Below are 24,618 nucleotides of genomic sequence, written 5' to 3' on the forward strand. Positions count from 1 at the left end.
TGGGCTTAGAACAATTTAAGAATAGATATCGAGGCATTAACATCTGTAATTGTACCGGCGCCGCTATTAATCATAACTAATGTATTCACTGCTTCACCAGTAACGGTGGGGAAAATACTCCCGCCCACTATAAGATTAGAAGTGGCAGCGACAGCTGTATGATACGATATTGCTTCGCTAGCTGGAAGGGTAGCCCCATTGAGCGTAAGGGCAACGCTAAAATTCTCCCCTGTCGGAGTAGAAGCATTAGCTGAATAATGAACGTAGTAGGTTGCCGGTTCCAAAACGCCTAGAACATCGTTATTTTGCAGATTGAAACCACCTATACTACGGCTGATATTGGAACCAGTGGAATAAGCATCGGCATCAAAGACTATTGGACCTCTTGGACCTATTGGACCTCCTGAAGTAAGGGTGGACAACCACCGGTCAATAGGCGGCTCACCTGTTCCTCCGGTTACTCCGGTCAAGCCGGTTACTCCTGTAACTCCTGTTAGACCCGTTAGGCCAGTAGCCCCCGTCTCTCCCGTTAGCCCCGTAACGCCAGTTACTCCCGTTACTCCTGTTAGTCCCGTGAGTCCGGTAGCTCCCGTCTCTCCGCTTTGCCCTGTTACGCCAGTCTCGCCTGTTTCTCCTGTCAGACCCGTTAACCCGATAGCCCCGGACTCCCCAGTGAGGCCAGTTGCCCCGGTCAATGCGGTCAATCCAGTGGCCCCAGTTATACCTGTAGCCCCTGTTGCCCCTGAAGGTCCCTCTATGCCTGGGAAGCCGCTAACTCCCGTGGTACCGCTCGGGCCATCGTCTCCAGTCTCTCCTATTTCGCCTTGCAGACCTCTTGGACCGATCGGACCCTCGTCTGGTCCTGTTACGCCTGTGGCTCCGATCCCGCCATAATCAACCGGTGCTGCAAGCAGACTCTCTAACTGGCTGGTCTGCAGCCAGGCGCTTTTCACCGTTTCCCCCAGCATACTACGGATACTATCAGTGATGTCCTGAAGATTGGAGATGTTCACCACCGGGGCAGTAACTCCAGGAAGAGTGCCGAGCGCGTACTGCATCTTCTCCCCTTCTGCATTAATTACATGGCTAAGTCCTAACTCTTCCATGGCGATGGCTGCCATCATCATGTTGATGGCATCGCTCCGGGTGAGTGTAATGGTTGGTGTAATGTTAGGCAGATTAGCTTGAGACAAATTAATCCTCTCCTTTCTGGTTTAGAATAGTCCATCATATGCCGCTCTGTACGATTGGTTCGGCAATTCGTCCAGGCTATGTAAGAAAAAACTGATATGTGTTACAGTTCTTATTATGTGAGAAAAGACCAGCCCAAATCAGGCTGGTCTTCATGAGAAACAAATTTAATAATTACAATCAAGGAAAATTCAGCTCAACTGAATTATAGTGACCTTGGCAGGGAAGAAGCCATAATAAACTCCATCCATATCAACAGTTAAAGCAGTCCCTTCATATACAAGCGCAAGTTGAATTGTTACTGGTTCATCCGCTTCTAAAATATAGGTTCCATTAAGATTAGAAGGCAGAGTGTTTATTGGAGCGGTAACTATTGATGTAGATTCTGGTGAACCATTATTAATCAATTCCAGACCTGCTGGTCTTGTATCAGAAGATAGGATGATGGCTTGATACATGATCAAATAATTTCCGGCTTCTACTACAAACTCATTAGTATCAGTAATTCCTGGCCCTATAGAAGTACCATTGCTGGATGTATAAACGATACTAAAGTGTGGAATAGGGAAATGATCACTTGTTGCCACCGTATTTCCCTCTGTGAGAACAAACTGGGCGTAATTCTGGGACAGAGCACCAGTCGGACCTACAAGACCAATACCCGTTGGTCCAGTCGCTCCCGTTAATCCAGTGACGCCAGTCGCTCCTGTTGCCCCTGTGAGACCTGTTGCTCCTGTCTCACCCGTAAGACCCGTTGCACCAGTTTCTCCCGTCAGGCCTGTTGTTCCTGTTGCTCCCGTTAACCCAGTGACGCCAGTCGATCCTGTTACCCCTGTGAGACCCGTTGCTCCGGTATCTCCAGTGAGTCCTGTTGCTCCCGTTGCCCCTGTTAATCCTGTAATCCCTGTTAAACCAGTGTTACCATCCTCACCTTTTGAACCTGGGCCTCCATTTATTCCGTCTTTACCTGCTTTCCCTGTTGTGCCCGTCACTCCCGTCATACCTGTTGGACCTGTTGGACCAGTCAGACCTGTTTGACCCGTCGCACCTGTTTCAACAACACTTAATCCAGTAACTCCTGTTGGACCAGTCACACCTGTAACTCCAGTGGCTCCAGTTTCACCAGTCAGCCCTGTCGCTCCGGTCTCACCAGTCAGCCCCGTCGCTCCAGTCTCTCCCGTAAGCCCCGTTGCTCCAGTCTCTCCTGTAAGCCCTGTCGCTCCCGTTTCTCCTGTGAGCCCTGTCGCTCCAGTCTCACCTGTAAGCCCCGTCGCTCCGGTCTCGCCAGTCAGCCCTGTCGCTCCGGTCTCTCCTGTAAGCCCTGTCGCACCAGTCTCACCTGTAAGCCCCGTCGCACCAGTCTCACCTGTAAGCCCCGTCGCACCAGTCTCACCAGTCAGCCCTGTCGCCCCGGTCTCTCCCGTGAGTCCTGTCGCTCCAGTCTCTCCGGTCAGCCCCGTTGCTCCAGTCTCTCCCGTCAGCCCCGTCGCCCCGGTCTCTCCCGTCAGCCCCGTTACTCCGGTCTCACCAGTCAGCCCCGTCGCTCCAGTCTCTCCCGTGAGCCCAGTCGCTCCAGTCTCTCCCGTGAGACCTGTCGCACCGGTCTCACCTGTGAGCCCAGTCGCTCCGGTCTCGCCAGTCAGCCCTGTCGCTCCGGTTTCTCCCGTCAGCCCCGTCGCCCCGGTCTCTCCCGTCAGCCCCGTTGCTCCGGTCTCTCCCGTCAGCCCCGTCGCACCAGTCTCTCCTGTAAGCCCCGTTGCTCCGGTCTCTCCTGTAAGCCCTGTTGCACCAGTCTCACCTGTAAGCCCCGTTGCACCAGTCTCACCTGTAAGCCCCGTTGCTCCGGTCTCTCCCGTGAGTCCTGTCGCTCCCGTTTCTCCTGTGAGCCCTGTTGCACCAGTCTCACCTGTAAGCCCCGTCGCACCAGTCTCGCCAGTCAGCCCCGTCGCTCCAGTCTCGCCAGTAAGCCCCGTTGCTCCGGTCTCTCCCGTGAGTCCTGTCGCTCCCGTTTCTCCTGTGAGCCCTGTTGCACCAGTCTCACCTGTAAGCCCCGTCGCTCCAGTCTCACCTGTAAGCCCCGTCGCACCAGTCTCGCCAGTCAGCCCCGTCGCTCCAGTCTCGCCAGTCAGCCCCGTCGCTCCAGTCTCGCCAGTAAGCCCCGTTGCTCCGGTCTCTCCCGTGAGTCCCGTTGCTCCAGTCTCGCCAGTCAGCCCCGTTGCTCCGGTCTCGCCAGTCAGCCCCGTTGCACCAGTCTCTCCGGTCAGCCCCGTTGCTCCGGTCTCTCCCGTCAGTCCTGTCGCCCCGGTCTCTCCCGTCAGTCCTGTCGCCCCGGTCTCTCCCGTCAGCCCTGTCGCCCCGGTCTCTCCCGTCAGCCCTGTCGCCCCGGTCTCTCCCGTCAGCCCTGTCGCCCCGGTCTCTCCCGTAAGACCCGTTGCTCCGGTTTCTCCCGTCAGCCCCGTCGCTCCGGTCTCACCAGTCAGTCCCGTCGCTCCGGTCTCTCCCGTGAGCCCCGTCGCCCCGGTCTCTCCCGTAAGCCCGTTGCTCCGGTTTCTCCCGTCAGCCCCGTCGCTCCGGTCTCACCAGTCAGTCCCGTCGCTCCGGTCTCTCCCGTGAGCCCCGTCGCCCCGGTCTCTCCCGTAAGCCCTGTTGCACCAGTCTCTCCCGTGAGCCCCGTTGCACCAGTCTCACCAGTCAGCCCCGTCGCCCCGGTCTCACCAGTGAGCCCCGTCGCCCCGGTCTCTCCCGTCAGCCCTGTCGCTCCAGTCTCTCCCGTGAGCCCTGTTGCACCAGTCTCACCTGTAAGCCCCGTCGCCCCAGTCTCACCAGTCAGCCCTGTCGCTCCGGTCTCTCCGGTCAGCCCTGTCGCTCCAGTCTCTCCCGTCAGCCCCGTCGCTCCGGTCTCTCCCGTCAGCCCCGTTGCTCCGGTCTCTCCCGTAAGCCCTGTTGCTCCGGTCTCTCCCGTAAGCCCTGTTGCACCAGTCTCACCAGTCAGCCCCGTTGCTCCAGTCTCTCCCGTGAGCCCCGTCGCTCCAGTCTCTCCCGTAAGCCCTGTCTCTCTCCTGTAAGCCCAGTTGCTCCGGTCTCTCCTGTAAGCCCTGTTGCACCAGTCTCTCCTGTAAGCCCCGTTGCACCAGTCTCTCCTGCTGTCCTCCGGTCTCTCCCGTAAGCCCCGTTGCTCCAGTCTCTCCCGTGAGCCCCGTCGCTCCAGTCTCTCCGGTCAGCCCCGTCGCTCCAGTCTCACCAGTCAGTCCTGTCGCCCCAGTCTCTCCTGTGAGCCCCGTCGCCCCGGTTTCTCCTGTAAGCCCTGTTGCTCCAGTCTCTCCCGTAAGACCTGTTGCACCCGTTTCACCTGTGAGCCCTGTTGCTCCTGTCTCTCCTGTAAGCCCCGTTGCTCCGGTCTCTCCCGTCAGCCCAGTTGCACCAGTCTCACCTGTGAGCCCTGTCGCTCCAGTCTCTCCCGTAAGCCCAGTCGCCCCGGTCTCTCCCGTAAGACCCGTTGCTCCCGTTTCTCCAGTCAGCCCCGTCGCTCCGGTCTCACCAGTCTTACTCCTGTTTCCCCGGTAAGCCCCGTTTCTCCTGTAAGCCCTGTCGCTCCAGTCTCTCCTGTAAGCCCCGTTGCTCCGGTCTCTCCCGTCAGCCCTGTCGCTCCAGTCTCTCCTGTAAGCCCCGTCGCTCCCGTTTCTCCCGTCAGCCCTGTCGCTCCCGCTTCTCCGGTCAGCCCTCTCCCGTTTCTCCGGTCAGCCCAGTCGCTCCAGTCTCACCTGTAAGCCCTGTTGCTCCGGTCTCTCCCGTCAGCCCTGTTGCTCCCGTTTCACCTGTGAGCCCTGTTGCGGTTTCTCCCGTAAGCCCCGTCGCTCCAGTCTCTCCCGTAAGCCCCGTCGCTCCAGTCTCACCCGTAAGCCCCGTCGCTCCAGTCTCACCCGTAAGCCCCGTCGCTCCAGTCTCGCCAGTCAGCCCCGTCGCACCAGTCTCTCCGGTGAGCCCCGTCGCTCCAGTCTCTCCCGTAAGCCCTGTTGCACCAGTCTCTCCTGTAAGCCCTGTTGCTCCGGTCTCTCCTGTAAGCCCTGTTGCACCAGTCTCTCCCGTAAGACCCGTTGCTCCGGTTTCTCCAGTCAGCCCCGTCGCTCCGGTCTCACCAGTCAGCCCCGTTGCTCCGGTCTCTCCTGTAAGCCCCGTCGCTCCCGTTTCTCCCGTCAGCCCTGTCGCCCCAGTCTCTCCTGTAAGCCCTGTCGCTCCCGTTTCTCCGGTAAGCCCTGTCGCTCCAGTCAGTCCTGTTGCTCCCGTTTCACCTGTGAGCCCTGTTGCTCCCGTTTCACCTGTGAGCCCTGTTGCTCCCGTTTCTCCCGTAAGCCCCGTTGCTCCAGTCTCTCCCGTAAGCCCCGTCGCTCCAGTCTCGCCAGTCAGCCCCGTTGCTCCGGTCTCTCCCGTGAGCCCCGTCGCTCCCGTTTCTCCCGTAAGCCCTGTCGCTCCAGTCAGTCCTGTTGCTCCCGTTTCACCTGTGAGCCCTGTTGCACCAGTCTCACCAGTCAGCCCCGTTGCACCAGTCTCACCAGTCAGCCCTGTTGCTCCCGTTTCTCCCGTAAGCCCCGTCGCTCCAGTCTCGCCAGTCAGCCCCGTTGCTCCAGTCTCTCCGGTGAGCCCTGTCGCTCCGGTCTCGCCCGTCAGCCCCGTTGCTCCGGTCTCGCCCGTGAGTCCTGTCGCTCCCGTTTCTCCTGTGAGCCCCGTTGCTCCAGTCTCTCCCGTAAGCCCCGTCGCACCAGTCTCACCCGTAAGCCCCGTCGCACCAGTCTCTCCGGTGAGACCTGTCGCTCCGGTCTCGCCCGTGAGTCCTGTCGCTCCCGTCGCTCCAGTCTCGCCAGTCAGCCCCGTTGCACCAGTCTCTCCGGTGAGCCCCGTTGCTCCGGTCTCGCCAGTCAGCCCCGTTGCTCCGTCGCTCCGGTCTCTCCTGTAATTCCTGTCGCTCCCGTTTCTCCTGTGAGCCCCGTTGCTCCGGTCTCTCCCGTGAGTCCCGTTGCTCCGGTCTCTCCCGTCAGCCCCGTCGCTCCGGTCTCACCAGTCAGTCCCGTCGCTCCGGTCTCGCCAGTCAGTCCCGTTGCACCAGTCTCACCAGTCAGCCCCGTCGCCCCGGTCTCTCCTGTGAGCCCTGTCGCTCCAGTCTCACCTGTAAGCCCCGTCGCCCCAGTCTCACCAGTCAGCCCTGTCGCTCCGGTCTCTCCGGTCAGCCCTGTCGCTCCAGTCTCTCCCGTCAGCCCCGTCGCTCCGGTCTCTCCCGTCAGCCCTGTTGCACCAGTCTCTCCCGTAAGCCCCGTTGCTCCGGTCTCTCCTGTAAGCCCCGTTGCTCCAGTCTCTCCCGTAAGCCCCGTCGCACCAGTCTCTCCTGTGAGCCCTGTCGCTCCCGTTTCTCCGGTAAGCCCCGTCGCACCAGTCTCACCCGTGAGCCCAGTCGCCCCAGTCTCTCCTGTGAGCCCTGTCGCCCCGTCTCTCCCGTAAGCCCCGTTGCTCCGGTTTCTCCCGTGAGCCCTGTCGCTCCGGTCTCTCCCGTCAGCCCCGTCGCTCCGGTCTCTCCCGCAGCCCCGTCTCCGGTCCTCCCGTGAGTCCTGTCGCTCCGTCTCACCAGTCAGCCCCGTCGCTCCGGTCTCTCCCGTTAGCCCCGTCGCTCCAGTCTCACCCGTAAGCCCCGTCGCTCCAGTCTCACCCGTAAGCCCCGTCGCTCCAGTCTCGCCAGTCAGCCCCGTCGCACCAGTCTCTCCGGTGAGCCCCGTCGCTCCAGTCTCTCCCGTAAGCCCTGTTGCAGTCTCTCCTGTAAGCCCTGTTGCTCCGGTCTCTCCTGTAAGCCCTGTTGCACCAGTCTCTCCCGTAAGACCCGTTGCTCCGTTTCTCCAGTCAGCCCCGTCGCTCCGGTCTCACCAGTCAGCCCCGTTGCTCCGGTCTCTCCCGTCAGCCCTGTCGCTCCAGTCTCTCCTGTTGCTCCCGTCTCTCCCGTCAGCCCTGTCGCTCCCAGTCTCACCTGTAAGCCCTGTCGCTCCCGTTTCTCCGGTCAGCCCAGTCGCTCCAGTCTCACCTGTAAGTCCCAGTTGCTCCCGTCTCTCCTGTAAGCCCTGTTGCTCCAGTCTCTCCTGTAAGCCCCGTTGCACCAGTCTCACCTGTAAGCCCCGTTGCTCCGGTCTCTCCCGTCAGCCCTGTCGCACCAGTCTCGCCAGTCAGCCCCGTCGCCCCGGTCTCTCCCGTCAGCCCCGTTGCTCCGGTTTCTCCCGTGAGTCCTGTCGCTCCCGTTTCTCCTGTGAGCCCTGTTGCACCAGTCTCTCCTGAGTCCTGTCCTCCAGTCTCTCCGTCAGCTCCCAGTCTCTCCGTCTCTCCAGTCTCTCCTGTTGCCCCTGTTGCACCAGTCGCTCCCGTTGCTCTCTCCCAGTCAGCCTGTTGCGCTCCAGTCTCACTCCGTGTAAGCCCCGTTGCTCCAGTCTCACCTGTCAGCCCTGTCGCTCCCGTCTCTCCCCACCAGTCAGCCCTGTTGCTCCAGTCTCTCCCGTGAGCCCCGTCGCTCCAGTCTCACCTGTAAGCCCCGTCCCTGTTGCACCAGCCCCCTGTTGCTCCAGTCTCTCCCCGTTGCTCCAGTCTCAGCCCTGTCGCTCCCGTCTCTCCCGTCAGCCCCGTAAGCCCCGTTTCTCCCGTAAGCCCCGTCGCACCAGTCTCACCAGTTAGCCCTGTCGCTCCGGTCTCTCCAGTCAGCCCTGTCGCTCCCGTTTCTCCCGTAAGCCCCGTTGCTCTCTCACCCGTAAGCCCCGTCGCTCCCGTTTCTCCGGTCAGCCCTGTTGCTCCAGTCTCTCCCGTGAGCCCGGTTGCTCCAGTCTCACCCGTGAGCCCTGTTGCTCCAGTCTCTCCCGTCAGCCCCGTCGCTCCGGTCTCTCCCGTCAGCCCCGTTGCTCCAGTCTCTCCCGTGAGTCCTGTCGCTCCCGTTTCTCCTGTGAGCCCTGTTGCACCAGTCTCGCCAGTCAGCCCCGTTGCTCCGGTCTCGCCCGTGAGCCCCGTCGCTCCCGTTTCTCCTGTCAGCCCTGTTGCTCCAGTCTCTCCCGTGAGCCCCGTTGCTCCAGTCTCACCCGTGAGCCCCGTCGCTCCCGTTTCTCCGGTCAGCCCCGTCGCTCCAGTCTCACCCGTGAGCCCCGTCGCTCCCGTTCTCTCCGGTCAGCCCCGTCGCTCCAGTCTCACCTGTAAGCCCCGTTGCTCCGGTCTCTCCCGTCAGCCCTGTCGCACCAGTCTCGCCAGTCAGCCCCGTCGCTCCGGTCTCTCCCGTCAGCCCTGTCGCCCCAGTCTCTCCTGTGAGCCCTGTCGCTCCCGTTTCTCCGGTAAGCCCCGTCGCACCAGTCTCACCCGTGAGCCCAGTCGCTCCAGTCTCACCTGTAAGCCCCGTTGCTCCGGTCTCTCCCGTCAGCCCTGTCGCACCAGTCTCACCAGTCAGCCCTGTCGCCCCGGTCTCTCCCGTCAGCCCCGTTGCTCCGGTCTCTCCCGTGAGTCCTGTCGCTCCCGTTTCTCCTGTGAGCCCTGTTGCACCAGTCTCGCCAGTCAGCCCCGTTGCTCCGGTCTCGCCCGTGAGCCCTGTTGCTCCCGTTTCTCCCGTAAGCCCTGTTGCTCCCGTTTCTCCCGTAAGCCCCGTCGCACCAGTCTCACCAGTTAGCCCTGTCGCTCCAGTCTCACCAGTCAGCCCCGTTGCTCCCGTTTCTCCCGTAAGCCCCGTTGCTCCAGTCTCTCCGTGAGCCCCGTCGCTCCAGTCCTGCCAGTCAGCCCCGTTGCACCAGTCTCTCCCGTGAGCCCCGTTGCTCCGGTCTCTCCCGTAAGCCCCGTTGCTCCGGTCTCGCCAGTCAGCCCCGTCGCTCCAGTCTCTCCCGTAAGTCCCGTCGCTCCAGTCTCACCAGTCAGCCCCGTTGCTCCCGTTTCTCCCGTCAGCCCCGTTGCTCCAGTCTCTCCCGTGAGCCCCGTTGCTCCGGTCTCTCCCGTCAGCCCTGTCGCTCCGGTCTCTCCCGTCAGCCCCGTTGCTCCGGTCTCTCCCGTGAGTCCTGTCGCTCCGGTCTCTCCCGTGAGTCCTGTCGCTCCGGTCTCTCCCGTCAGTCCTGTCGCTCCGGTCTCTCCCGTCAGTCCTGTCGCACCGGTCTCGCCAGTCAGCCCTGTCGCACCGGTCTCTCCCGTCAGCCCCGTCGCTCCAGTCTCTCCCGTCAGCCCCGTCGCCCCGGTCTCACCTGTAAGACCTGTTGAACCAGTCTCACCCGTAAGACCTGTCGCTCCAGTCTCTCCTGTGAGTCCAGTACGACCGGTTTGCCCTGTGAAGCCTGTCGATCCAACGCTACCTCTTGTACCTTGACTTCCGCTCCTGCCAAGAGGCCCTGTGGTGCCTGTTGGTCCGGTTGGTCCTGTTACTCCGGTTGGTCCTGTAGCCATTAGTTGTCAACTCCTCGCTGTCATGAATTTCCAATGATATAATAAAATACTCTTAACCTTATTTCTAACTCCCAAGATAGTAAGAAACGGGTACACATCCTTAGATAAGGATGGTATCCGTTTCAAATTTTATTTACTTGAGAGGAAAGTACATTCCGCAATTACATTAAGGCCAAAATAGTCACAGAAGCAGCTACAAAACCATTCGGAGAATTAATAATATCCGTTGATATTCTTGTACCAGCTTCAATGAGTACTACCTGCATACTTTTTTCTCCGTCTAAGGCATCTATAATTACCACCATAGTCACCGGAGTGACAGGTCTGGGACTTCCTGGAACTTCAGCTCCTGAATAAACTATATGAAAAGGATCAATATTACCATCCACTGATATTCCAATACCTGGCGACACAGTAGACGTATACTGAACAGAGGCTTGAACGGAGACATGATACATATGCCCTCCAGGCAATACAAAAGTATCGCCGCCCTGCAACCCAATTGACTCTGCAGGATCAGTTACTAGGGCATTAAAAAATCCAATAGGAGTATTAGCGGTACTCGCAACAGTGTACCCATTAACTACATATGTTCCAAAAATAGAAGTGATTGAACCTGTAATCCCGGTCATCCCCGTTTGTCCTGTAACTCCAGTTAACCCGGTTAATCCCGTAACTCCAGTAAAACCGGTTAATCCCGTTAATCCCGTGTTTCCTGCTCCCGTTGCTCCAGTCATTCCCGTGTTCCCTGCTCCCGTTGCTCCGGTCATTCCCGTGTTCCCTGCTCCCGTTGCTCCGGTCATCCCCGTGTTCCCTGCTCCCGTTGCTCCGGTCATCCCCGTGTTCCCTGCTCCCGTTGCTCCGGTCATCCCCGTGTTCCCTGCTCCCGTTGCTCCGGTCATCCCCGTTAATCCCGTATTTCCTGCCCCCGTCGCTCCGGTCATCCCCGTTAATCCCGTGTTCCCTGCTCCCGTTGCTCCGGTCATTCCCGTGTTCCCTGCTCCCGTTGCTCCGGTATGACCCGTCACTCCAGTTACTCCGGTGCTTCCATCGCTACCTTTTGAACCAGGGCCTCCATTTATTCCACCCTTACCATCTTTCCCCGTAGTCCCTGTTGGTCCTGTTGGTCCTGTAACTCCTATAGGCATAATCTGTAATCCCCTTTCAAATTTCTTGGTTTAAATATCTGTTCTTTCTTGAAGGCTGTCTGTTCTTAAGTATAATAGTACTACTCCGGCTGACATCTCCAGGTAATGCTATAAGCTCTCCAATGATCGGATTGCAGCCAAGAACAGCCTCCCGTACCGCAAGACGATTCCTCTCTACCACCCAGTGTTCCTGTTCTACTTCACCAGCCTGCAAGCATAGATTAAGAGAGAACATGGAATACGGACTGGCTTGTGAAGTCTTCATTGCAGATAGTGCTTCCCTCTCCTCTTCCCTCACTTCTTCGTAGGGATTCAGCCATAGTACGTGGGAAGAGGTAAGGAGCCCTTCCAATCTTCCCCATAGCTGTGACTGTTCTTCCTCGGAGGGGAGAGGAAGAACATGTGCACTTAGTACACTGGCAAGCTTATCAGCGTCTGCGCCTATTCCACCGTCGAGCACGATCCATTGATCGGCGAACGGCTGCCACTTGGCTGCCCATTCCCGCAGAGCAGAGAACGGACCATCTCCCTTGCAGAGCATTACGATTACTGACCAGGCATTAGCAGGAGTCGTATTACAACGAAGGGAATTTTTCCGATGAGAAGGTACAGAGAAGCTGCGCACACCCGAAGGAACCTCTTCCACCGCTTGCAGATCATCTTCCAGATGAGCTAGCTTCTCCGCCGCTTCCTTGAATGAGGGGGAATACTCCAGCGCTCTGCGGTACCAGACTCTGGATTCACCAGACATACCCCTTAGCTCATAACAGTTCCCGATATAATAACAGGGGTAAAAGGTTCCCGCACCCTTGAGAACCATATAATGAAGAGCATTCTCTCCAAGCGTCAGACAATGCTCGAAAGCGGAAGTCGCAGCCTCTACCTGGTCGGTATGCATAAGAATGCAGCCCTTATACAGATGCAGGTCCACATAATCCGGGTAGAGACTGATGGCCTTCTCAATGCCGGGCCAGCCTTCTCTGAAGCTGCCCATCGCCAACAGACAGCCATACTTGAGCTTGTAAAAAAGCGATGGCGGCAATCTTCTCTGCCCCAGCGAAGCGGCAATGGCCTGATTAACCTGCTCGAAAGCAAGTGCATACTTCCCCACCCGCTGATACTCACTTGCTATATGGTAAAGACTCCACGGATCGGGGTTCGGATTGTCTGTTACAGCTTCCTGCAGCAGCTTCAAATTGCGTTCATGTTTCGATTTAAGAGTAGTCACGGACTGGAGATATCCATAATGAAATAGCCGGACTGGAAGCTGGAACGGAGTGCTGGTATCCTCCCGGGTATAGGTGTCGGGCCAGCTCAATTGTTCATGAATGCCTCCAGTGAAATGAACCCCCTCTCCGTTACGGAACAAGCGGCACTGAGCCAGCCGGTAAGCTTCATGCGCCTGAGGCCGGAACAGACCATTGAAATGGATCGTTTCCACAGAGGCCAGTTTGTGTTCCTGAAGAGTGCTCACCATTCGAAGCTTCAGCGCATCATTCACAGCGAGCTCTTCGTCGGCATCCATCCATAGTATCCATTCCCCTCTTGCATGAATGAGGCTATAATTGCGGGCTTCCCCGAAGCTCTCCTTCCAGGGAAATTGAAGAATGGTTGCGCCGAAGCCGCGGGCAATGTCCATCGTCCTGTCACGGGAGCCCGTATCCACAATAATGATCTCATCTACCCCTGCGCGTACGCTTGACAGACAGCGTGCAATCCAGGGCTCTTCATCCTTGACGATCATGCACAGGGAGATTAGTGGGACGGTCGCCCTCGCTGTGTTCTGCCATAACGGGACTGCCTCCTTCCATAATGGATTTACCGGACTATGCGGACGAATCCGGTCAGGTGATACACATTGATTGACATCACCTCTTAACCTTATGACGGTTTCTGCCCGCATAGAACATTGTCGGATAAAGTCGGACAATCTAAATATGAAATCCTTGGGCGTTACCGGCATCAATCGCCGGGAATGTATTCCTTCCGTTTTTCCTGGTCCGATGCTGGAAGCAAATGCTTCAGATGATCTGCTGCATCTTTACGGGCAACCAGAATACCCCCGGGACCCGCCGCTACGATCACATCATCCAGCCCGACAAGTATGACCGGAATATCCAGCTCGTTGACAATCTGGCAATTCAAGGAGTCCGCACTGATGTGGCCCCATCCCAGAACGGAGGAGGCCAATTCTTCAGAGAGCGTGTTCCAGGTCCCCAAGTCCTTCCATCCGTCGTGATAGGGCACACAGATCAGACGGTTGTTGCCTTCCAACACCTCAACATCGAAGCTGCTCTTGGGAAGGAGGTGGTATTGCCTCTGCAGCTCTGCATAATCCCTTGGGAAGCCTGCTGCTTCCAGCCGGTTGAGCTGATCGCATAACCGGAAAGCGAAGATGCCGCAATTCCACATCGCCTGCTGCTCTAGCAGTGCCTCTGCCGCCTGCCTGTCTGGCTTCTCCACGAAGCAATCGACCTGCACATAGGCCGGATTCTCCTGCTTCCCTGCTGAAGAGACAGCGGATAGGGCTGGAACAATGTAACCATATTTCCCTGACGGGCCTTCTGGCCTCGCACCAAGCAAAGCAATTTCCGCACCGGAGTGGCGCAGCGCCTCATCCAGTTCTGTCAGCTTGAAGAAGAATTCGTCGCTCACGTAAGCATCTACCGGCAGCACAATAACCGTCTCCTCGGGTGATATCTTCTCCACCGAGTATAGATAGGCTGAGGCAAGACTGACTGCAGGAAAGGTATCCCTGCGCCGCGGTTCAATAATGACCTTCGGAGCTGTGCGAAGTTGCTTGCGGATCAATGTCTCTTGTCCGCTTGACGTTGCAATATAGACTTCATGGCCGAGGCCTGCAGCCGACAACTGCCGCCAGATCCGCTGAAGCATGGACTCGCGCCCGCCTCCCGGAGCAGGCAGCACCTGAAGGAACTGCTTGCTCCGGATACTGCTGGAGAGCGGCCATAAGCGTGTGCCGGAACCACCGGATAGAAGCACTAGCTTCATGGTTCATTCCTCCTTCCCCTACTGGAAGTCATCTGCAGTCAGATTAACTGCGCTGAACTGCTCTTCGGTATCCCAAAAGGTCAGCATTCCGTACTTTTTGCGGTTATCCAGGTATTGGGGAATTCCCGCCTTTCTCAAACCGTCGCTCATAATGACATATTCGTAGCGGTTGGTGCCGTCACCGTACCGGACATGCTCCAGAATGTCACGGCGCATCACATAGGTGCAATGGATGACGTCAACCTGCACAAGACCTTTCACGTTCTGATATAAGTAATAGAAATACAAGTCGTTGCTCTTGAAGTAACCATCTTCATCCACCATATTATGATAGTTGGAATATAGACTTAACGGAGCCTCAGCCACAGTAAGCAGTGGCCCGACCACCGGCAGATTCGTAGAGAGCAGGCTCTCCAGCGTATCCGGGGCAATGAAATTATCGCAATCTGCTACAAAATAATGGGTATTTCTCGATTTAGCCCATTCAATTGACTCTTGGCGCAGCCTGCCGATTACTCTTAAGCGTTCATAAGTCCATTCATGCGGAGCATAGTCCTGTACAGGCTCTTCCACATCACTGGTATCCAAATGCACCTCATGGTATCTCTCGCCCACCCGTTCGACCCATTCTCTAAGGATCTCTTCAGTCCGGTCATTGTTGTTGTTGGTCCGAATGTACAGTTTGATCCTTGAGGCAGGATACGTCTGCCGCTCTATAAGTTCCAGATAGAGCGGCAGTACATGCGCCTTGTCCTTAGCTAATATAGCAACCGTTACCAGATCTTGTTCCATGATTGCCCTCCTGTTAAAATATTCTTCACCTTCTTATATTTCTATTGCCTGGACGCGGCAGTCTCTCGGTCTGCAGCAGTTAACCGGGTGCTGATGGTAGCATGGCTGACGATACCAAAGAATGGACTCTGCCTTGGCTGCTCAATATCCTCTGGATAGAGCTTGCCGCTATCCTGTCTGATCATATACCGGGCACCTTCCGCACAGCGGAGGGAGACCACTTGATATTGGTGAAAGAGGGACAGCTTAAGACCAATGAATCTCCGGCGCTCATCTGCAGTGAGCACATCACCCTCCTGCAGCCAGAGAATGTAAGGCTCCGTTGCCATATGGACGATCCATTCCCGCAACATCCGCATGTCCAGCTCCCCCTTCACAGTGTAGACCTGCCGTGTATAGCGGGCAGCGGTTTGCGCGATGCGTTCATTGCCGGAAGGGTCCACGACAATTATTTGTTCTGTTACCTCTGCAAACGAAGCGAGTGTCTCTTCCAGTGCGGCTTCATTGCCGGATGCAATAATTCCCACGCATACGCGCACGGGTGGACTATAGATCAGGCTGTGAATATCCGCACCCCATTTCTGAAAAGCCTTCTTCTTGTTCTGCTGCAAAAGCGTTTGAAGATCGAAAGAAGAGGTCTGCCCCATACTGGCATGGCCGATATGGTGGATGAATGAATCCTCCGCAATCAGGAGCTTATACCCATGCTGGATCGCCCGCAGGCACAGGTCGTCATCCTCGTAATTCCCCAGACCGTATCGTTCATCGAACCAGCCAATCTCATCCAGAACACTGCGCTTGACCAACAGACAGAAGCCGATCAGGCGGCGGACCTCCTGTACCTGCCCACGCTTTGCTTCACAGTACTCTGCCGCGAATGTCTCCATATCCTTAAGTTCACTGTAAGTCACCGGAATACGCTGATGTCCGCTGATATAATTCGTAACAGGTCCTGACATGCCGACCGCACTGTCACTGTTCAATGCATGGAGCATGGGAGCCAGCCACCCTGGGGGAACAACAGTATCATTGTTAATGAACAGAACTGCTTCGCCTTCTGACGCTTCTCCCCCTTGATTGCAGCCTTTGGCAAATCCCAGGTTCTCCTTGTTCTCAATCAGCTTCAGTTCAGGATAATGACTGTTCAGGAATGGCACGGTTTCGTCACTTGAGCCATTGTCAACAATAATAATCTCATGTTCTTCGGGAGTATTTCGCTTGATGCTCTCCAGACATTGAACTGTTAAAGACAACTGATTAAGGGTAAGAATGATAATGCTCGTCTTCACTGGAACAACTCCTTTTGTTCTTTTTGTACAGGGCAATTAAACTCTACATGCTTGCCTCCGAGCAGGTTCGTATAATAATCGCGGTTGTATATCGCACTGGGATTTGACGGATAGTGTGCGAAAGAAACCTCATTGCAATAGTCAGCGTATTGGTGGTCTCCCAGTTTATCGTAGCAGACACAGAGCTGCAGATTCGGGAGCCATGTACCGGCGGAATAAGCCTCCGTTCCCGGTTCACTGACCTTAGGGAGGGACGCTGCCATCTTGAACCAGTACACCGCCTGTTCATATTGTTGTAATTCCATGAAATAAAAGCCTATCTTACAGCAGGTTTCCGGACGCGGGAGATCATAGTCGAAAGTACGGCACATGGATAGCAGTTGCTCCTGTTTTTGCCCCAGCGCCGCATGGCTGTCCGCCAACCTCAAGCATGCCTGAATATTATCCTCGACCCAGCCTTCACCTTCTGACAAGAAACGCTCATAGTTCTCCAGCGCCTCATGGTAGTAGCCATGATCGTATAGCTCATTAGAGTAATAGATCCGGTCTCTGGCGGTAAACGGCTTGCCCTTGGCTATCATTTTGCGGAAGATATCAAGGTTACGCTGCGTATATTCCTTGTCTTTCTTATGCGTAACGCATACGTCGCTCTCAAGCACAGGCGGGGTGACTTCAATATATTCATGAACAGCCCCGGTCCACCTGAACCCGCAATCGCGTCTGATCAGACGGTTGCGTCTGAAGCTGTAGAGCGATTTCCCATGTTCATCCGTTATGAGAATATAAGACATAGATACCGCATGATATTCGGAAGTCATTGTAGCCTTCAGAGTCTTGAACCGCTCCCGGTCGATCTCCTCAATGACATCATCTGCATCCAGCCACATGATATACTCACAGGTCGCTTGGGCGAATGCATAATTGCGGGCGGCTGCGAAATCATCGATCCACTCAAAATCATAGATTGTGGCGCCATATACGGCCGCAATCTCTTTGGTACGGTCTGTTGAGCCGGTGTCCACGATGACGATCTCATCCATAATATCCGCGACCGATGACAGGCATCGTCCCAGGCTCTTCTCTTCATTGCGTACAATCATACACAAGCTGATCGTCGGCAAGTCTTCTCCTCCTTCTTGCAGATTCTGAATATCCGGACTTACCGGATTTCTCGTATATGTATATGCCGGCCCTGACGGATCATTCGGCCGGATTTGCCTGCATGAATTCCATTCCGGTTCATAAGCTAGTACAGACACCCCTGCAATGATCTTCTCACCCCAATTGAAGGAGGAGCATATGCATACGATTTCCCCCTCGCTCTACTATCGTTTATATCGTTACGGCACAGGCTCCAGGATTGCCTCGGACGGTGTGTTATCGTTACCAGAACAGACGGCAATCGGTACTAGTGTGCTGGTGCGTGAGGGTTACCGTTGGGATATCCCCTCTCCCGCCAAGAATGGCTCACCCCGTATCGTGATCGGGGACCGTTGTGAATGCAGCCGGTTCCTGACGATCACGGCAACAGGTAGAGTAGAATTGAAGGCCGATGTGATCACAGGTCCGCATGTGTATATTAATGACGCCAGGCAAGATTGGGAGAAGGGAGGTAACCCTTCTGACACGTTAATAATCGGTGAAGGCTCATGGATCGGAGCACACTCCTCTATTCTGGGCCCTGTGAAGATTGGCAAAGGCTGTGTAGTCGGTGCAGGCAGCGTAGTTCTTCGGGATGTGCCGGATTACTGTGTTGTTGCCGGCAACCCTGCTGAATTCCGCCGCATCTATGAGCCGTCTAGCGGAGAGTGGATCAGGGTAGATAGCGAGGCGGAGGCTCGTAGGGTATTGGACCGCAGAAGCAGGGAACCTCTGCTATCCATTTGCATACCCGTACGTAAACAGGCTGTAGAGCTAAGACGCTGTCTGGAGTCAATTTATGCTCAGGTGGATGATGATGGATTAATGGAGGTCTGCGTCCTGGACGACGCTTCGTCCGAGGAGACCGCAGAGGTGGGGCACCACTATGGGCAACTGTACCGCAGCTTCCGGTATCACAGCGACCCAGATCTTGCAGCAGGAGGTTCTCTTGCAAGTCAGGCTGCGGATAGGGGGCACGGGAAATTCATTATGCTGCATGAGCCGGGAGACTCCTTCATGCCTAACTCTCTTCTTCCTTTTCTGAACGTGCTGCATACCCATCCTGACTGTGCGATCATCCTGATTCAGCCCGTGTTCATCCGCAGCACTCCACAGCCTGAACAGCTGAAGGGACTATCTGAATTTGTCAGGCTTACAGCGTCCTCCTCGTCCCCTCCTCTCCCTGTTGTTCTGAACCGAAAGGATTGGGAGCGTACTGCCGATTCTGTACAAGCCACAAATTTTCTGGACCCATGGGTATCCCGGCAACATGCATTATTGCAATTGAATCCGCAGTTCTGCCTGTGCCGGTATACCATGACCGAAGCCGGGCGGCACATCGGATCAGCTCCGTAATTACGGCTATTGCCAAAAAAAAATGATCTTTGACCATTAACCGAATATATATAGACAATGAACAGGCAGAGATCTTAAGGCGTAAACTTCGGGTCCATGAAGTCCGGTAAATGACAGGGATGCCTGGTACTGAGGACAAAGGAGAGGATGTCAGCGACATGGATGAACGTAAAATTTGTTTTATCATGTGTGTGAATAATGAGGAATTAGCGAAACGCAGCCAGAAAAATCTTAAGCAATTACTCAAACCGGATGGATTCACCGTAGATCTGCAAATCGTCAGGAATGCCTCCGGCCTGGCAGCGGGGTACGATCAGGCCATGCGCCAGTCAGATGCCAAGTATAAGGTGTATATTCATCAGGATGTCCATATCCTGAATCCCCAATTTCTTGAAGACATCGTCCGGCTGTTCTCCCGTTATCCGTCACTCGGCATGTTAGGAACCGTCGGCGCTAAGACGCTTCCGTCTTCCGGTATATGGCAGGACGCATCACAGAAGTTCGGTAAAGTGATTGATAGCTATACAGGCGCACTTCAGCCTCTTGAATTGATGCAGCCGGTGGATGAATATGAAGCGGTGGAGACGCTCAGCGGACTGCTGATGGCAACACAGTACGACCTCCCCTGGCGCAAGGATTTGTTCACCGGCTCACACTTCTATGACGCTTCACACAGTCAGGAATTCATCAGCAGCGGCTATGAAGTAGGTGTTCCCAAGCAGCTTCTGCCCTGGTGTCTGCATAACTGCGGTATCCCGGACCGAAGCACTGCTATGGAGAAGGCCCGGCACATTTTCCTTGAATATTACGGCTATGGCAAACACCATGGCCAGCACCGGTTCCACCGGCTCGGCAGCGGCTGCAGCATTCATCCATCCTGCGAATTGTCAGGTACGGCCGGAATTGCTCTGGGCAATGAAGTCAAGCTGCAGGCAGATTGTTCTCTTTCGCTCCCCTATAATAATATTGTCAGCGAACCGCGTATCCAGATTGGTGCAGGAAGCGAGATCGGACGCCGGTGCAGCCTGTCGGCAGTCAACCGGTTAATTATTGGCGCCCAAGTCGCCATATCACCTAATGTGCATATATCCGATCACAATCCTGCTTATGAGAATATTCATCTCCCCGTCATGAAGCAGGGGGTGACTTCCTGGAGCCATACCGTAACCATCGGTGCTGGGAGCTGGATTGGCGCCAACACCGTTATAGCCGGGGAGGTATCCATCGGTAAGGGCTGTGTCATAGGCGCGGGGTCAGTCGTTGTATCCGGCACGGTAATTCCTGACTACTGCGTAGCTGCGGGTACACCTGCCAGAGTAATCAAGCAATTTGATCCCGACTCCAGGAAGTGGCTGAAGACTAACGGATTGCCCAGCGAGGAAGCTGAGCGTCACGCAATAGAGACTGTTCCGCAACCGCTTATAAGTATTTGTATCCCTGCCTATAACTGCGAACAAGAGCTCGACCTTTGCCTGAAGAGTATTTACAGTCAGAATGCCAGACAGGAAGATTTCGAAATCATCGTATCAGATGATGGCTCCACAGATCACACGGAAGAGCTGGTGCGGAAGTATCAGGCCAGCTATCCTAACCTTCACTACTACCGCAATGAACTTAATGAAGGAACTGACCGCAATACCCTGAAATGTGCAGGCTATGCCAAGGGCGAATTCATCAAGCTTCACGGCGGCGATGATTACTGGCTCCCCGGCTCCGTCGAAGCCTTGTATAACCTGATCGAACAGAACCGGAACTGTAGCCTGCTCTTCCTAGATATCCTTAGTAACACCGGAGTGATGAACCGGGGCTCGGGGATCAGCAAGTATGTTGAGCAGGTCTCGATCTATAGTACATTTCTGTCGGGAATCATTATGCGCAGGAAGGAATTCGAACAGATTGCCACGCCTGAGCTTTTCATCGATTCGAATCTTATCCAGGTCTATCTGGAGCTCTCTATTCTAGAGATTTCTCCGGATTATTGTGTGTATCACCGCAAGCTGCTGACCAGCAGCGACAAGATTGCAGGAGGTTACAGCTTCGCACGGACATTCATTCAATCATACCTTGGGATTCTTCATTACTTCCTGGATAACGGATTGGAGGCAGCCGTATTGGCAGCCGAGAAGAAGCAAATCTCCCATACCTTCTTGCTCTGGTGGTACAACTACATGCTGGAGAAGAATCTTCAGCAGTTGCAGCCCGAAGATTTCCCGCAGATTTTTGTTGCAGCTTACCAGGATGAATCCTATTATCCAGAACTGCATGAACGGCTGCACAAGATTCAGGTTAAGCATCTAAATATCTGAGGCTACATAGCCGCCGGGCAGGCCGCAGCAGCAGGCTTGTCCGGTCCATTATAAGGAGGCATCAGTGCATGGAAGGTATCAGCCCGGAATTTCAACAACGCTTCAGTACCTTCGGACCCGGCAGTCTGATTGTGCTTAAGACCGATATCAACTGTCCGGAGAAAGTCGCTATCGGTCGCAATGTGCTTATTCAGGAGAATAGCTGGTTCACGGTAGTTCATCCCGGTAAGGAAGAACCGCCGGCCATTTCGATCGGAGACGGCTGCAGCTGCAGCCGCAATCTGATCATTACCGCTGCGAACAGCGTGACTCTGGAAGATAATGTCATCGTCGGGCCAGATGTCTATATTGCCGACACTAACCATCAGTACCGCCAGATCGGCATTCCCATTCGCGACCAGTGGATCACCACTGCCAGCCATCAGGTGAGGATCGGTGCAGGCAGCGAGCTTGGTGCCCACTGCGTCGTTGTGGGTAACGTAACGATTGGCAAGGGCTGCCGGGTTACACCTAACAGTGTGGTAACCCGGGATTTGCCGGATTACTGCATCGCGGCGGGCAATCCCGCCAGAGTGGTGAATGCCTATGATCCCGAAGCGGGAGTATGGCAGCTGCCCGGCGAGGGCTGATGTTGATCGTAGAATAAAAAGCACCTTATAGGGAGTACTTCAGGTTGGACGAGATTCTGATCCCCTGATAGTCAACGGACGGCTGGCTATTCATAGATTGCGTACTCTTCGGCTGCTGCCGTTCCACCGACTTCTTCGGCTGCTGCCGTTCCGCCGTCTTCTTCGGCTGCTGCCGCTCCGACGCTTTCTTCGGCTGCTGCCACTCCGCTGCCTTCTTTGGCTGCTGCCACTCCGCTGCCTTCTTCGGCTGCTGCGGCTCCACTACCCTCTTTGGCTGCTGCGGCTGGATAGCAGGCTTCAGCTGTTGCCGCTGCTGCCGCTTGCGTTCGCTGGCTGCGCGCACTCCTACTGTCCGTCCTCGCTTCTTATGGGACGTCCGCTTGCGCGTGGCCTGCGCGGAGCGCCGCTGGATGAACCGGACGGACTTACCCGTATTATAGAGATATTTGCCCCCGGATACATAGGCATCTGCAGGACGGATTGTCTGCTTGATAACGGTGGATACCTGCTCCCGATGCTCCGGTTCTTGCCTCTCAGCCTCCCGGCCTGTGGACTGAGCTCGTTCAAGCAGCCGTTCTGTCTCGCGCATGAACAGCGCCAGCTCGTCATCCGCATTGACCGAGAGCCGCAGACAAGCCTGCTTCAGCTGCTCCATCTGTCCCATTGTTTTATGAATCGCCTCTACCAATAGCTCATCCTCCGATTTCCGGGCTTCAGCCTTCATACCCATTTACCTCTCGCACCAGCCGTCTGCTGGTTTCCAGCGTCCGGCAGATCATGGCCTGATGCTGGGCCAGGGCCGTGATGATTCTGGCCACCGCCTCCTGCAGGGCGTCAAGCCCCCCCATCTCTAATTCTTCTTCCCAGCCGTATTCATCATCATACATATATTCCAGCTTGCGGATTTCAACCGCGATCAGAGCCGAGACCGCTTCTTCCTCCAGCGCCGCAGCCAGAATAATCGCTTTGATCAACCGTTCCCGCTGTAGCATCGCTTCATCCCCCCCGCTGCCTGCTTTGATTTAGTTACTGTTATATATATGTGCTTTTGACTTGTCCCTATCACCATTTGTCCCAGGTATATCGGATTTGGCGGATTTCAGAGAATAACAGGAATAGGACAATCTGTGCCTGAAGTATACATAGCTATGACTAGATAATTAAGCGCAAAGCAACCTTTCACGTTTTGGAGGAGATCTGCATGTCAATGCCCCACATCCCCAATATAACTCCCGATATCTCGCTTACGCGGGAGGAAAGCATCTCTCTCCTGCTCACCTCTATCGCAATCAACGAGATGTCTTTGTCTCACATTATCAACGCAGAAGCAGAAGCGATGCAGGCCTTCGTGCTGTCTAATCCCGGAAATATGAACTTTGTCAACATGATCCAGTTGAATAATACAACCGCCAGATTGCTCGAAGAGATTACCAAGGGCCAGTGGCTTAGTCTCAGCAAGATGGACCGGATTCTGCGTTTGCTGAGTGACTCTGGTGCCTTGTCGGCGCGATTGCTGGAAGAAGAACTAACTACTGAAATTGAGGAAGATGAAGAATAGCGGGCAACCGTCATTCTTTCTCGCGGCTAGAAATGGACAAGCCCTGATCATGAAGGGAGCCGCTCGCAGAATTATCCCAAGTTTGTGCAGCCTATTGAACCTTCCAGTGATTGAGATGATCCGCAATCCGGATCAGCTCATTGGCCAGGGAGGAGAGCGAGGCCACAAGCTGCTGCTGTCTGTCCGGCTCCGGGGCCTCGTCCATACGGTTTTCCGTTCGCTCTGGTACGGGAAGCTCTTGTTCACTTTTACTGTACATCGGGAATCCCTCCTCGATCAGCAGGCGCACAATGGTGCTTAGATGATAGCGTTCCATGCGCAGCTCACTGATTCGTTTTAACAGTTTCAGAGTTTCATAGGGATAGAGCACCTGATCTCCTTGGCGGGTCCCCGGGACGAAGTAAGAGAAATATTCCAGCCATCTCTTCACTGTGGTCGGAGGCAATTTCGATAAATTAATGATTTCCAGTTGGGTGTAATGGCGTACCATAACATCACTCCTTTATTTTAGGTGGACTTATTTACTTTAATGGTATTCATGTGCCTCGCAATAAATGTGTAAAAATACCTATTTATCTAATTATCGTCCCGCAAAATAAATAGACAGGCCCGTTCCGGAGAACGTTGCCTGTCTATTATGCTGCCTTGGAAGCAGCAGATTACCTGCTTAAGAGACTTTAAATAATTCGCTGAAGGAATCACCCAGGAGTTCTTTATAATATTTCCGGTTATGCAGCATACTTGGGTGTGTAGGATAATAGAATAGTGCTGTCTCATTATGATAATTAGCCTTCATGTACTGACCCAGGCGGTCATAGCATACGCACAATTGCAGATGTGGCACCCAGGTGGTAGAGGTCATATCCTGAAGTCCCAGGGTAGATCTTCGCGGCAGCGTAATCGCCTGTTCGAACCAGTAGATTGCCCGCCCGAACTCTCCAGCTTCTACGAATTCACTTCCCAGGCGGCAGCAGAATTCGGAACGGGGGATATCATAGTTCAGGGTACGATACAGCGCGCTCATTTTCCCGGACTTGTTGTTCAGATGCCCGTGGCATTCCGCCATCTTCAGGCAGGCCTGATAGTTATCCTCAACCCAGCCCTGGCCGGTCTGCAGGAACTTCTCGTAATATTCCAGCGCTTCTTCATGGATCGCATGATCTCGGAGCTCGTTCGCGAAGTAGTAGAGATCACGCGGCGAGAACTCCTCGCCCTTGGCCAGACGCCCACGGTAGATTCGCAGGTTGCGGTCCGTATGAACCTTATCCTTCTTATGAGTAATACAGACATCGCTATCTATGGTATTGCCGGCAACCGCCAAATACTCATGCACCGGTCCGATCCACTGGAAGCCGCAGTCCCGGCGGACCAGCCGGTTGCGTCTCAGGCTTGAGGTTACTTTGCCCTCGCTGTCGAAGGCCAGATTGTAGGGCATAGTCACAGACTGGTACTGCGGAGATAATGTCTCCTTCAGCTTTTTGAAGCGCACCCGGTCGATTTCCTCAATGGTATCATCTGCATCCAGCCACAGAATATAATCCTTAGTCGCCTTGCTGAAGGCTTCGTTGCGTGCTGCCGCGAAATCGTCAATCCATTCAAAATCATAAATCACTGCACCATATTCCGCAGCAATCTCCTTGGTCCGGTCCGTGGAGCCTGTGTCGACAATGACGATTTCGTCCGCAATATCCTTCACACCATCCAGGCACCGGCCCAGGCCGTTCTCTTCATCGCGCACAATCATACATAGACTGATAGTAATCATTAGTG

At 55.2% G+C, this 24,618-nt stretch carries 17 protein-coding genes and 1 pseudogene; 4 read left to right on the forward strand and 14 right to left on the reverse strand.

Annotated features, from left to right (window positions below; all coding sequences use genetic code 11):
* Positions 1-5: 5 nt before the first annotated feature.
* The 10 genes and pseudogenes from NST26_RS22865 to NST26_RS22915 form a co-directional block, all read right to left on the reverse strand.
* Positions 6-1,193 (reverse strand): collagen-like triple helix repeat-containing protein, encoded by a 1,188-nt coding sequence (locus NST26_RS22865; protein WP_339249915.1) that lies wholly within the window; start codon positions 1,191-1,193, stop codon positions 6-8.
* 189 nt (positions 1,194-1,382) lie between these two features.
* A complete protein-coding gene (locus tag NST26_RS34070) occupies positions 1,383-3,131 on the reverse strand; it encodes a beta strand repeat-containing protein (protein ID WP_445323378.1) in 1,749 nt (582 codons plus the stop codon).
* Positions 3,132-6,916: 3,785 nt separating this feature from the next.
* Complete coding sequence (locus NST26_RS34075) at positions 6,917-7,198, reverse strand: hypothetical protein (RefSeq protein ID WP_445323338.1); 282 nt, start codon at positions 7,196-7,198, stop codon at positions 6,917-6,919.
* A gap of 254 nt (positions 7,199-7,452) precedes the next feature.
* Positions 7,453-9,618 (reverse strand): annotated as a pseudogene (locus NST26_RS34080) (beta strand repeat-containing protein); the annotation flags it as partial.
* A gap of 161 nt (positions 9,619-9,779) precedes the next feature.
* Complete coding sequence (locus NST26_RS34085) at positions 9,780-10,421, reverse strand: hypothetical protein (RefSeq protein ID WP_445323339.1); 642 nt, start codon at positions 10,419-10,421, stop codon at positions 9,780-9,782.
* Positions 10,422-10,782: 361 nt separating this feature from the next.
* A complete protein-coding gene (locus NST26_RS22895) occupies positions 10,783-12,510 on the reverse strand; it encodes a glycosyltransferase (RefSeq protein WP_051477911.1) in 1,728 nt (575 codons plus the stop codon).
* 218 nt (positions 12,511-12,728) lie between these two features.
* Positions 12,729-13,778: a sugar phosphate nucleotidyltransferase gene (locus NST26_RS22900; protein WP_051477912.1), complete on the reverse strand. Its 1,050-nt coding sequence runs from the start codon at positions 13,776-13,778 to the stop codon at positions 12,729-12,731.
* Between the two features lie 18 nt (positions 13,779-13,796).
* Positions 13,797-14,570: a glycosyltransferase family 2 protein gene (locus NST26_RS22905; RefSeq protein ID WP_051477913.1), complete on the reverse strand. Its 774-nt coding sequence runs from the start codon at positions 14,568-14,570 to the stop codon at positions 13,797-13,799.
* A gap of 41 nt (positions 14,571-14,611) precedes the next feature.
* A complete protein-coding gene (locus NST26_RS22910) occupies positions 14,612-15,859 on the reverse strand; it encodes a glycosyltransferase family 2 protein (protein WP_051477914.1) in 1,248 nt (415 codons plus the stop codon).
* Positions 15,856-16,980, reverse strand: coding sequence for a glycosyltransferase family 2 protein (locus tag NST26_RS22915; protein ID WP_200869524.1), 1,125 nt, complete (start codon positions 16,978-16,980; stop codon positions 15,856-15,858). Before NST26_RS22915 ends, NST26_RS22910 begins: the two co-directional genes overlap by 4 nt.
* A 178-nt stretch (positions 16,981-17,158) precedes the next feature.
* On the opposite strand from NST26_RS22915, the gene NST26_RS22920 reads away from it, so the two are divergent.
* From NST26_RS22920 to NST26_RS22930, 3 genes are all read left to right on the forward strand, one after another.
* Complete coding sequence (locus tag NST26_RS22920) at positions 17,159-18,355, forward strand: glycosyltransferase (RefSeq protein WP_339310696.1); 1,197 nt, start codon at positions 17,159-17,161, stop codon at positions 18,353-18,355.
* Positions 18,356-18,513: 158 nt separating this feature from the next.
* Positions 18,514-20,661, forward strand: coding sequence for a glycosyltransferase (locus NST26_RS22925; protein ID WP_340951086.1), 2,148 nt, complete (start codon positions 18,514-18,516; stop codon positions 20,659-20,661).
* 68 nt (positions 20,662-20,729) lie between these two features.
* A complete protein-coding gene (locus NST26_RS22930; protein ID WP_340951083.1) occupies positions 20,730-21,290 on the forward strand; it encodes an acyltransferase in 561 nt (186 codons plus the stop codon).
* 25 nt (positions 21,291-21,315) lie between these two features.
* Here the strand turns inward: NST26_RS22930 and NST26_RS22935 are convergent, their stop codons facing one another.
* Together NST26_RS22935 and NST26_RS22940 are read right to left on the reverse strand one after the other, a co-directional pair.
* The gene (locus tag NST26_RS22935) at positions 21,316-22,014 is read right to left on the reverse strand and encodes a hypothetical protein (protein ID WP_036723999.1); all 699 of its coding nucleotides are present in this window, start codon (positions 22,012-22,014) and stop codon (positions 21,316-21,318) included.
* Complete coding sequence (locus tag NST26_RS22940; RefSeq protein WP_036724000.1) at positions 22,004-22,282, reverse strand: hypothetical protein; 279 nt, start codon at positions 22,280-22,282, stop codon at positions 22,004-22,006. Before NST26_RS22940 ends, NST26_RS22935 begins: the two co-directional genes overlap by 11 nt.
* A gap of 209 nt (positions 22,283-22,491) precedes the next feature.
* Here NST26_RS22940 and NST26_RS22945 point away from each other — a divergent pair, with 209 nt between their 5' ends.
* Positions 22,492-22,848 carry a hypothetical protein gene (locus tag NST26_RS22945; protein WP_036724002.1) on the forward strand — a complete coding sequence of 119 codons (357 nt, stop codon included), beginning with the start codon at positions 22,492-22,494 and terminating at the stop codon, positions 22,846-22,848.
* A 91-nt stretch (positions 22,849-22,939) separates the two neighbouring features.
* On the opposite strand, the gene NST26_RS22950 is transcribed toward NST26_RS22945, so the two are convergent.
* Positions 22,940-23,338, reverse strand: coding sequence for a MerR family transcriptional regulator (locus NST26_RS22950; RefSeq protein WP_036724004.1), 399 nt, complete (start codon positions 23,336-23,338; stop codon positions 22,940-22,942).
* Between the two features lie 177 nt (positions 23,339-23,515).
* Positions 23,516-24,613 carry a glycosyltransferase family 2 protein gene (locus NST26_RS22955; protein ID WP_036724005.1) on the reverse strand — a complete coding sequence of 366 codons (1,098 nt, stop codon included), beginning with the start codon at positions 24,611-24,613 and terminating at the stop codon, positions 23,516-23,518.
* Between the last annotated feature and the right edge of the window lie 5 nt (positions 24,614-24,618).

Source organism: Paenibacillus sp. FSL R7-0128 (genome assembly GCF_038002245.1).
In the GTDB taxonomy this organism is placed as follows: Bacteria; Bacillota; Bacilli; order Paenibacillales; family Paenibacillaceae; genus Paenibacillus_AQ; species Paenibacillus_AQ silagei.

Coding starts and splice junctions, on each gene's coding strand:
- NST26_RS34085 (WP_445323339.1), bottom strand. CDS start 10,421: ATGACCGGAGCAACGGGAGCAGGGAACACGGGAATGACCGGAGCAACG.
- NST26_RS22895 (WP_051477911.1), bottom strand. CDS start 12,510: ATGATCGTCAAGGATGAAGAGCCCTGGATTGCACGCTGTCTGTCAAGC.
- NST26_RS22900 (WP_051477912.1), bottom strand. CDS start 13,778: ATGAAGCTAGTGCTTCTATCCGGTGGTTCCGGCACACGCTTATGGCCG.
- NST26_RS22905 (WP_051477913.1), bottom strand. CDS start 14,570: ATGGAACAAGATCTGGTAACGGTTGCTATATTAGCTAAGGACAAGGCG.
- NST26_RS22920 (WP_339310696.1), top strand. CDS start 17,159: ATGCATACGATTTCCCCCTCGCTCTACTATCGTTTATATCGTTACGGC.
- NST26_RS22925 (WP_340951086.1), top strand. CDS start 18,514: ATGGATGAACGTAAAATTTGTTTTATCATGTGTGTGAATAATGAGGAA.
- NST26_RS22930 (WP_340951083.1), top strand. CDS start 20,730: ATGGAAGGTATCAGCCCGGAATTTCAACAACGCTTCAGTACCTTCGGA.
- NST26_RS22935 (WP_036723999.1), bottom strand. CDS start 22,014: ATGAAGGCTGAAGCCCGGAAATCGGAGGATGAGCTATTGGTAGAGGCG.
- NST26_RS22940 (WP_036724000.1), bottom strand. CDS start 22,282: ATGCTACAGCGGGAACGGTTGATCAAAGCGATTATTCTGGCTGCGGCG.
- NST26_RS22945 (WP_036724002.1), top strand. CDS start 22,492: ATGTCAATGCCCCACATCCCCAATATAACTCCCGATATCTCGCTTACG.
- NST26_RS22950 (WP_036724004.1), bottom strand. CDS start 23,338: ATGGTACGCCATTACACCCAACTGGAAATCATTAATTTATCGAAATTG.
- NST26_RS22955 (WP_036724005.1), bottom strand. CDS start 24,613: ATGATTACTATCAGTCTATGTATGATTGTGCGCGATGAAGAGAACGGC.